General features: G+C 47.2%; 8 protein-coding genes. 4 read left to right on the top strand and 4 right to left on the bottom strand.

Annotated features, from left to right (window positions below; all coding sequences use genetic code 11):
• Positions 1 to 259: 259 nt before the first annotated feature.
• Positions 260 to 1,504 (bottom strand): Zn-dependent hydrolase, encoded by a 1,245-nt coding sequence (locus tag Q0338_RS02725; RefSeq protein WP_298085423.1) that lies wholly within the window; start codon positions 1,502 to 1,504, stop codon positions 260 to 262.
• A gap of 403 nt (positions 1,505 to 1,907) precedes the next feature.
• The gene (gene purM, locus Q0338_RS02720) at positions 1,908 to 2,891 is read right to left on the bottom strand and encodes a phosphoribosylformylglycinamidine cyclo-ligase (RefSeq protein WP_298085422.1); all 984 of its coding nucleotides are present in this window, start codon (positions 2,889 to 2,891) and stop codon (positions 1,908 to 1,910) included.
• Between the two features lie 73 nt (positions 2,892 to 2,964).
• Here purM and coaE point away from each other — a divergent pair, with 73 nt between their 5' ends.
• The gene (gene coaE, locus Q0338_RS02715) at positions 2,965 to 3,636 is read left to right on the top strand and encodes a dephospho-CoA kinase (protein ID WP_298085421.1); all 672 of its coding nucleotides are present in this window, start codon (positions 2,965 to 2,967) and stop codon (positions 3,634 to 3,636) included.
• Between the two features lie 194 nt (positions 3,637 to 3,830).
• Here the strand turns inward: coaE and Q0338_RS02710 are convergent, their stop codons facing one another.
• Positions 3,831 to 4,361 carry a chemotaxis protein gene (locus tag Q0338_RS02710; protein WP_298085420.1) on the bottom strand — a complete coding sequence of 177 codons (531 nt, stop codon included), beginning with the start codon at positions 4,359 to 4,361 and terminating at the stop codon, positions 3,831 to 3,833.
• Positions 4,362 to 4,512: 151 nt separating this feature from the next.
• Between Q0338_RS02710 and Q0338_RS02705 the strand changes: the two genes are divergently transcribed.
• From Q0338_RS02705 to Q0338_RS02695, 3 genes are all read left to right on the top strand, one after another.
• Positions 4,513 to 6,759: a nitric-oxide reductase large subunit gene (locus Q0338_RS02705; RefSeq protein ID WP_298085419.1), complete on the top strand. Its 2,247-nt coding sequence runs from the start codon at positions 4,513 to 4,515 to the stop codon at positions 6,757 to 6,759.
• 76 nt (positions 6,760 to 6,835) lie between these two features.
• A complete protein-coding gene (locus tag Q0338_RS02700; RefSeq protein WP_298085418.1) occupies positions 6,836 to 7,381 on the top strand; it encodes a DUF1523 family protein in 546 nt (181 codons plus the stop codon).
• Between the two features lie 96 nt (positions 7,382 to 7,477).
• On the top strand, positions 7,478 to 7,615 hold the full coding sequence (locus Q0338_RS02695) for a hypothetical protein (protein WP_298085417.1): 138 nt from the start codon (positions 7,478 to 7,480) through the stop codon (positions 7,613 to 7,615).
• A 65-nt stretch (positions 7,616 to 7,680) separates the two neighbouring features.
• Here the strand turns inward: Q0338_RS02695 and Q0338_RS02690 are convergent.
• Positions 7,681 to 10,077 (bottom strand): EAL domain-containing protein (locus Q0338_RS02690; RefSeq protein ID WP_298085416.1); only part of this gene is annotated, 2,397 nt, incomplete at its 5' end.

Here is a 10,077-nt window from a genome sequence, read left to right as displayed (position 1 = left end):
TACGGCATCGGTGCGTACGAGTATCACGTTTACGGCATTAACGATAACTATTTCGAGGACGTCATGCTCTACGCCGCACGCGGAGAAACGCTGATAAATCCGCTGATTTTTATACTGCTTTCGGAGAATAAAATTTAATTTGCAGCATAAAGTCTGTAAAATCCAAAATTTCATAGACTTTGCTTGCATAAAACCCATATATTATGCTTGTATGGGCGAGTATTTTTGTATTAGAGTTTTAAATTGTTCGTCCGTAAGTCTAGACTCTTTCCGCAGCCTCTAAAACCACGCTTTTTAGTAAATTTACGCCGTTAGCGATATCGCTCCAGCTAGAAAATTCCGCCGGATTGTGGCTGATGCCGTCTTTTGATGGGATGAAAATCATCGCAGTCGGACAAAGTGCGCTCATATGCATCGCGTCGTGTCCTGCGCCACTTGGCATGATCTCAAAGCTAAGCCCGAGAGCCGCGGCTTTTTGGGCGATGAGCTCGATGAGTCGGCCGTCCAGCGCGCACGGCTCGTCGAATGCTAGCTGCTTGATCTCGCATTTGACGCCGCGCTGCGCTTCGATGCGCGAGATTTCGGCTAGGATCTGCTCGTATGCTGCCTCGCGTGTGGCCAGGTTGATGCCGCGCAGGTCGATTAGTAGCGTAGTTTCGCCCGGTACGACGTTCATGACGCCCGGTTTTACCGTGCAGTTGCCCGCGGTCGCTACCACGCCGTTTGATGCGTTTTTGTGCGCGACGTGCTCGACAGCCAGCACTATCTGCGCCGCTGCACAAAGCGCGTCGTGGCGGTACTTCATAGTGGTCGTGCCGGAGTGCTGAGCCTGGCCTTGCACGCGCACGCTAAATCTATGCGGCGCGGCAATGGCGCTCACTACGCCGATTTGGATGTTTTCGTTATCTAGTAGCGGCCCCTGCTCGATGTGCAGCTCGAAAAAGCTCTCGTAGTTTGGCGTCAAATTTTTAGCCTTTTCGATGCTCGCTAGATCGATGCCAAACTCAGCAAAGATCTCGCTGGTAGCGCGTCCCTGAAAGTCGCGCACGTCTTTTAGTTTTTCAAAACCTAGCTTGCCGCACATGACCTTGCTGCCAAGCGTCGCGATATTAAATCTGCTCGACTCCTCGCACTCAAAGACGACCAGCTCAAGCGGTCTGCGCGTTTGCACGCCCTCGTCGTTTAGCGATCTGATGAGCTCCAGTCCGCCCAGGACGCCCAGAATCCCGTCAAATTCGCCGCCGTTTATCACGGTGTCTAGATGCGAGCCAAACGCTACCGCCGGCAGCTCGGGCTCGGTGCCTCCGCGCCTAGCAAAGATATTTCCGATCGCGTCTATGCGTACTTTTAGCCCCGCTTCCTTACAGCGCGCGATAAATAGCTCTCTGGCGGCCTTGTCCTCGCGCGTGTAGGCTAGGCGGCTCATCCCAGCGCCAAAACTTTTGTCGTTGATCGCGTTTATCTCGCTAAAAAGCGCCTTAAGTCTATCTAAATTTATACTCATCGCCCGTCCTTCGTATTTAAAATTTACCAAATTCTAGCCAAGAAGCATTAAATTTATACTTTAATATTTTTATTTAATACAATATTTAATTTTTTGATTTTAGATAATGTTTGATATATGAGAGCTAACAAACTCTAACGTTAGTTTTTATTAAAATTTAGCGCTAAAATCGGCTTTTGAATATAAAATTTACAAACAGATGAAGTAAAAACTTTATGCTATAACATATTAAATTTTACTAACAAATTGCCCGGTTTGAGATATAAATTTGTAGAAAATATGATGGTCAAATTTAAACAAAAGCAGTGGTTTTTGAGGAGGGCGGTTGGCAACATAAATTTGCCGCCTAAAAATCTTTGGCTCGTAGCGTATTTACTGGCGAGCCAAAGTTAAATTTGATCGTTTAAACTAGCTGCGCACCCGCGCCTTTTACGACCTCGCCGATGACGTAGCCGTCGGTTCTAGCTAGCACGAAATCTACGTTTTCTTTCGGCGCTACGACGATCATGCCAACGCCCATATTAAACGTCCTCATCATCTCGGCAGGCTCGACCTTTTGCGCGATGATTTTAAAGATTTCGGGCGTGCGGATCGCGGCATGCTCGATCTTCGCACCCAGCCCCTCCGGAAATACGCGCGGTAGATTTTCCACGATGCCGCCGCCCGTGATGTGCGCGAGCGCGTGGATCTTGTCTTTTAAATTTAAAAAGTCGCCGACGTAGATCCTAGTCGGCTCCAAAAGCACGTCGATGAGTGCGCAGCCGCCTACTTTGTCGTCAAATTTTAGCCCCAGCTCGGCGACTACTTTGCGAGCGAGCGAGAAGCCGTTTGAGTGCAGGCCGCTGCTAGGAAGCGCGATGAGCACGTCGCCCTCGCGTACGAACTTGCTGCGGTCGATCTCGTCCTCCTCGGCGATACCCACGGCAAACCCAGCAAGGTCAAAGTCGCCTTTCTCATACATCGAGGGCATCTCCGCCGTTTCGCCGCCGATCAGCGCGCAACGGGCGAGTTTGCAGCCCTCGGCGATGCTTTTTACGACCTCTTTGGCGTCCGCGATCTCGAGCTTCGCCGTCGCGTAGTAGTCGAGGAAAAACAGCGGCTCGGCGAAGTTACAGATGAGATCATTTACGCACATCGCGACAAGATCTTGGCCGACGCCGTCAAATTTGCGCGCGTCGATCGCGAGTCGCAGCTTTGTGCCCACGCCGTCGGTGGCGCCTAGGATCGCAGGTTTTTTGTAGCCTGCAGGCAGCCTCACTGCGCCGCTAAATGAGCCGATACCGCCCAAAACGTGCGGAGTTTGCGTTGCCTTGACGAACGGTTTTATCGCGTTTACGAAGTCATTTCCCGCGTCTATATCGACGCCAGCGTCTTTGTAGCTTATCAAATTTTATCCTCCAAGATGGTATAATTTCGCAGATTTTAGCTAAAATCGAATAAAAACGCTATAAAGGCCCACCTTGAAATTTAAACACGCCGTCGTCATCACGGGCAGCATCGGTAGCGGCAAGAGCGCGGTTTGCGAGCTGCTTCGTGATCGCGGATTTGAGATCATCGACGCCGATAGGATTTCGCATGACATTTTGGATCGCTGCGCCGCGCAGGTGGCTGAAATTTTCGGCGCGCAATACGTCGTGCAAAAAGACGCGCAGGCCGAAAATTTGGGCTCGCACGCGGAATTTAGCACTAGTTCAGGCGAGGAAATTTCGTCCGCGCCCTGCGCCTCGGTGGACCGCAAAAAGCTAGGCGAGCTGGTGTTTAAAAACCCGGCGGAGCTTGCAAAGCTCGAAGCGCTACTGCATCCGAAGATAACGGCTGAAATTTTATCGCAGGCGCGGGCTTTAGAGACGAAAGGAAAGTTTTACTTCGTCGATATTCCGCTATTTTTCGAGGGCAAGAGGTATGAGTTTTTCGATAAAGCGGCGGTCGTTTATGCGCCAAAAGATACGCTGATCGCGCGCGTGATGAAGCGAAACGGGCTCGATCATGCCGCTGCAAAACACCGCGTGGAACTGCAAACTGATATCGAGCAAAAGCGCGCTATGGCAGACTTTGTGATAGATAATAGCGGAGATTTGGAAAATTTAAAAGAGCAAACTCGGGAGTTTTTGAAAAAAATTTCGGCGGAGTAGGGCTGTTTTTAAGATATTAAATTTTAGTGAGCTTTTGAAATTTACACTGGTTAAATTTTGATAAATTTCTAAAACACAAATACTCAAATTTTGGTCGCCGCAGTTAAATTTACAAAATTCAACTTTACAAGCATGGCCGCAAAATTAACTCAAATTTACCGCTTTCAGGTCGTATTAGCCGTCAAATTTAACCGTCACGCCGCTTTTTTACTACCGTTAAATTTACCGCCTTTAAATTTGAGTTCGCCGCAAAATCTTTTGCCAAATTTCGCCTCGACGATAAGAACTAGCACGAAAAATATCTTTTCGTCGTTTAAAAAAGCGATTTGGCGAAGGGTTTGATTTGCTCCATTAAATTTGACGCCGTTTTCGCGCAATGTACGGCAAAACTCGGCCTCGTCAAAGCCTAGTTTTTGCGAGATCTCAGCGATCGTATAGGGCTCTAGCGAGGCGATGATGCGGTCCATGTTGCACATGCTCGGGTTTTTGCGGCGAGTGACGACGTCGATGAATTCATTTGCGAGTTTGATGAGCTTTTTCTTGCGATTTATCACGTGTAAAACGGCCGCGAGCGCGACTAAAAAGCCCGCAAATTTATGCGCGCCCATCCAAAATTCGCCGTACTCTCCGAGCGCGAAATTTACCCCCGAAAACGCGAGCAAACTAAGCCCCAAAATCAGCGTGCAAATGAGACAAAATTTATAAACGATCTCAAATTTGAGCATAAAATCTCCTAAAATATATTTTTGAAATTATACATTTTTTAATATAAGGCATATTTTAAGGACAAATTTAGTCCTTTTATTGATATACATCATTTTTGCGCAAATTTATTTTGGATAAACTTTATCCGAATTTTTCAAAAGGAGACAAAGTATGCGTGAATACAAGAAGTATTGGTGGGCGCTGGTAGCAGTCGTTACTATCGCCTTCGGGATACTGGGCTATTACGGCGTAGAGGTTTACCGCGAAGCGCCGCCGGTGGTGAGTTTCGCCGATAAAAACGGCAAAATAATAGTCGAGCAAGAGCAAATTTACAAAGGCCAAGAGGCCTGGCAAAGCATCGGCGGTATGCAGGTGGGCTCGGTGTGGGGACACGGAGCGTATCAGGCGCCTGACTGGACGGCTGATTGGCTACATAAAGAGCTAGTCGCGTTTATGGATATCAAGGCCGCTCAGCTTTACGGAGCCAAATTTGACGCTCTAAGCGCCGAGCAACAAGCCAACATCAAGGCTCTAACCAAGAGCGAATACCGCACGAATACGCTAAAAAACGGCGTTATAACGATCAGCGACGAGAGGATCGCGGCGGCAAAGGTAGTACGCGACGAGTATAACGGGCTTTTCGGCAACGATCCGAAATACCAAAAACTACGCGAAAACTACGCGATGAAAAACAACACGTTAGCCAAAGAGGAAAACCGCGAGCAGCTAAATGATTTCTTCTTCTGGGCGACCTGGGCTACGGCGACGAATCGCCCAAATAGCGAGGCTACGTACACGAACAACTGGCCGCACGAGCCGCTAATCGACAACGTTCCGACGAAAGAAAACGTATTTTGGACGATTATCAGCGTTACGATTTTAGTCGCTGGCGTTGGCTTACTAGTTTGGTTTTCAAATTTCTACGGAGAAAAAGATCACGAAAGGCTCGCTCCTATCGACGCCGATCCGCTCTCAAGGCTAAATTTGACTCCGTCTCAAAAGGCGCTTGGCAAATACCTTTTCGTCGCGCTCGCGCTTTTTGTTTTCCAGATCATGATAGGCGGCTTCGTGGCGCACTACACGGTCGAGGGGCAGGAGTTTTACGGCATAAATTTATCCCAGTACATCCCGTACTCTTTGGCGCGCACTTGGCACATCCAGGCGAGCATTTTTTGGATCGCGACGGGCTTTTTGGCGGCAGGACTTTTCCTGGCGCCTATCATCAACGGCGGCAAAGATCCTAAATTTCAAAAACTAGGCGTTGATTTGCTATTTTACGCGCTACTTTTCCTAGTCGTGGGCAGCTTTGTCGGCGAATACATGGCGATAGCGGGCAAGATGGATACTAGCCTGAGCTTTTGGCTGGGACACCAAGGATACGAGTATATCGAGCTTGGCAGGGTTTGGCAGCTTATTTTGTTTGTCGGTCTTGTTATCTGGATGGCGCTCGTGCTTCGCGGATTCGTGGGCGGATTTAAGGCTGACGGCGATAAAAACCTGCTAGCTATCTTTACGGCTTCTGCTATCGCGGTGGGACTTTTCTACGGCGCGGGGCTATTTTACGGACAAAGAAGCCCGCTACCGGTGATGGAGTACTGGCGCTGGTGGGTCGTTCACCTTTGGGTCGAGGGCTTTTTCGAGGTATTTGCGACCGCTTCGCTTGCGTTCGTGTTTGCATCTTTAGGCTTAGTCGGCAAAAAATTTGCGACCTATTCGACCTTGGCAAGTGCTAGCTTATTTCTTATCGGCGGCATCCCGGGCACCTTCCACCACCTTTATTTTGCCGGAACGACCACTCCGATCATGGCGGTGGGCGCTAGCTTTTCCGCGCTTGAGGTCGTGCCTTTGGTGCTTCTTGGAGCAGAGGCCTTTCATCAGTATTCGCTTCAGTTCGCGCAAAGCTGGGCGAAAAATCTCAAATGGCCGCTTTACTGCTTTATCGCGGTGGCGTTTTGGAATATGCTGGGCGCGGGCGTATTTGGCTTCCTTATCAACCCGCCGCTATTTTTGTTCTACATCCAGGGTCTAAACACCACTTCGGTGCACGGACACGCGGCGCTGTTTGGCGTTTACGGATTTTTGGCGCTAGGTTTTGTTTGGCTCGTGGCGCTTTATCTTTTCAAAGGGCAAGAATTTAACGACAAGCTGATGAAAGTTGGCTTTTGGTCGCTAAATGCGGGACTAATGCTGATGATCGTGGCGTCGCTGCTTCCGATCGGTCTTTATCAAGCCGTCGCTGCGATAGATGTGGGCATGTGGTACGCTAGAAGCGCGGAGTTTTTACAGATGGATCACTTGCAAAATTTACGCTGGCTAAGGATGATCGGCGATACGATCTTTATCATCGGCGGCGTTTGCTTCTTTATCCAGATTCTTAAATTTATCGCGGGAAGCTGCGGCTGCAAGGCCAAAGCCTAACCCTTCTAAGCCCCTGCTTTAGGGGCTTAGCTTCTTCTAAACTTCTATCTTGTACAATTCGCCCCAAAGGACGAAAATGCAAAAATTTAAAAAATACCTCCGAATTTTCATAATTAGCTTTCTGTTTGCTCTGCATGCCTTGGTGTTTACGGCGATAAACTACGCTTTCCCGCACTACGACGAGGCGATCATCACGGGCGGCGAGGTCAAGCGCATGGACAAAGACGGCTTTATCGACGCGCAAAACCCGGCCGACGGCCCGACGCGAGACGTGTACTTCATCTACACGCGGGAGCTAAACGGTACGAAAGTAATGCCGTATCGCAACGAAGACACGGGCTGGGGCTTGCCGCTTTATTTTAAATTTAACTCCGCCGACGTCCAAGCCGCCGCACAGAGTCTAGTGGGCGAAGACAGGGCGCAGATCAAATACTACGGCTGGCGTATCGCGATGTTTGATATGTTTAGAAACGCCGTTTCGGTTAAAAAGCTAAAAGATGGCGAGACCCGCGCAAATCCTATTTTTAGCTATATATTTTACGCTTTGACGGCAGTTTCGTTTGTGGTTTGCGCCACTTTTGTTAGAAGGAAATTTAAAGACGAACCAAGCTCAAATTTATAATCCAAGCTAAATTTGAGCGGCTTTTTGGCGGTTCACTCAAATTTGACTAGGCAGTAGCAGCAAATTTGACATAAAACTTGAGGCCAAAGGATATGCGTGAGCGAGCTATATATTTTTATTTCCGAGCTTTGCGCTCTGATAAACGAAAATTTAAAAAAGAATTTCTATTTTCAGGCGGGTTTGTTTTTAGCTATCATTTTGCTTGGATTTTTGGCGGTTTGGATGCAGGAGTAGTCAAATTTGAGCGGGCAAATTTGACCAAGATGAGCTAAATTTAGCGGCTCAAAGCCGCCGTCCGCTTACTCCTCGATATTGCTCGGAGAGGTCGGCTTGCCCAGCAAAAACCCTTGCGCGTATTTGATGCCAAATTTCTTTATCTCGGCGAGGATCTCCTCTGAGCTAACAAACTCCGCCACGACGTTATAGCCCTGTCTTCCGGCAAAGTCGATGATGGTTTGCAGTAGATACCTAGCATTTTTGTCGTAAGGTAGCTTTTTGATGATCGAGCCGTCGATCTTGATCGTGTCGATATCAAGCTCCAAGATACGGTAGTAGTTAGAGTAGCCGCTACCGAAATCATCGATCGAGATTTTGCAGTCGTAGGCGCGGATCCTGTTGATAAAATCATTTACGATCTTATAATCATCCACGCCCTCACTCTCTAGTATCTCAAAATACACGTGCTCCGGCCTTGAGCAGACGCGTAGCTTTTTCTCGATGAGATCCCTTATGCTCTCGTTTGCGATATCGCTGCTAGAAAGGTTCATAGAAAAGCTTGTATTCGTAAACTTCTCAACTAGCCTAAATACGTGCTCAACGACCTTTTTGGTGATATCGTTATAAAGCGAAATTTTCTTTGCTATGTCCAAAAACTCGCCCGGATAGCGAGTCTTGCCGCTTTCGTCGATGATACGTACAAGCACTTCGTAGTATTTGATTTGCGAACCTTCGCCCGATACATCGTAAATCGGCTGACACTCGACGATCACGGTATCATTATATATGGCGTTTTCGATGGTGCGCGACATGATTTGGTTGTGGTAGTACTGCTGCTCGATGTGGCTGTTTTCGGTGTAAAACTGCACCGTTTCGCCGTTTTGCTTAGCTTCGTGGTGAGCTAGCATGGCTTGAGTTAGGCGGTTTGTTTGCGGAGTGTCTTGAGGCAAACTAACGCCTATGGTTATTTTGATATTAGGGATAAACTCTCTTGTTCCCTCGACCGTGATATAGAGGCTATTAGCCTTAAAATAATCGATAAATTTACGCACTACACGCTCTGCATCGTCACCGCCGTACCAGATACAAAACTCGTCAAACTGCACTCTGTAAATGTCCGCGTCCATCTTATAAGTGTCGATGCAAAGCTGAAGCGTCTCGGCAAATGAAACTATGATGGCATCCACAGTCTTTGTCTTGTAAAAAAATCTAAAATCCATAAAATTGGTGATGTTTATGTAGATTATCATACCGCTGGTGCCTTGCTCCATCCTTTGCGTTAGAGCGAAATAACTACCCATCCCCGTTAGCTTGTCTTTTAACGCCTCATTTTGCAGCTCTTTGTTTTTATTTTCGAGCTCTTTGGTCATCGCGAGCTCTTTGGTTTTGTCGTATTTGATCGACATATAGCCGTCTTTGTCGCCGCTTTCGTTAAAAAGCGGAGAGAAAATAACCTGCTCGTGGATGAGGGCGCCGCTTTTTGTTTTGCTCACTAGCTCATCGGCTCGCCAAATTTGATTCGATTCTATCGTTTTTAGCATATCTTGATAAAATTCGTGCGGATGATAGTGGGATTTGATGATATTTATATTTTTGCCTTTGAGCTCTTCAAATTTATACCCGAAATTTCGCTCAAAAATCTTATTTACGTATTTTACTTTTCTATCCAGATCGGTAAAGGTTATTGCGTTAAAGCTATTATCGACGGCTTGCTCGAAGCGGGTTAGAAGCCTGATATGCTCCTTTGCCCTAACGTAAGAGATGTAGACAAATAGCGACGCAAGAGCAAATAGTATAAACACCAGCACCATCGTACCGCGCAAATTTGACGTGACTTTTTGTATATAGCGCTCGTTGCTTTCTTTTAGATCAAATAGTTTTTTGTAAATTCCAAGCGAAACTATCTCGTGATAAAGCTCCTGCGCCTGCTCGTAGTAGCCAAGCAGCCTTTGCGTACCAGCTAAAAAGCCGGCGTCGTTTTTGGTTAGCTTTGGATCTTTTAAATACTCGTTTAAAAGCTTTCTAGGCGCTTTTAGGTCGGCATTTAAGTCGTATCTAAATATCAAAATTTGCGGCATCAACTCTTTAAAATAAAATCCGTCCAAAGCCTCAAATTTTAAAATCATCTCGCTATAAACGAGTTTTGCCATTGCGGTTACGGAGTTAAATTTATCCGTTAGTTCGACTCTTTTTTCAACCGACTCTTCCAGCTCGGTAAATATTTTTTTGTTTAACGCGAGTTTTTCAAAGGAAATTAGATTGCTCGAATCAAGCTTTTTTAGACCCTTTTTAAACTCCGCCGTATAGCGCATGATCTCGTCGTAGTCGGCCTCCAAAAAACTTTTTTCGAGTAAGAAATTCGCTTCGTCGTTAGCATCCATTACGCTTTCTATCGTGCCTTTCCACTCATAAGCAGTTACTAGGTCCCTAGTGGCTTTATAGGTCATCACGGTACCGAAAAATACGATACAAACGATAGT

It is taken from the genome of uncultured Campylobacter sp., from assembly GCF_938018145.1.
GTDB lineage: Bacteria > Campylobacterota > Campylobacteria > Campylobacterales > Campylobacteraceae > Campylobacter_A.
Note: the sequence above shows the minus strand (reverse complement) of the source record. Positions and strands in the feature narration are given on the sequence as shown.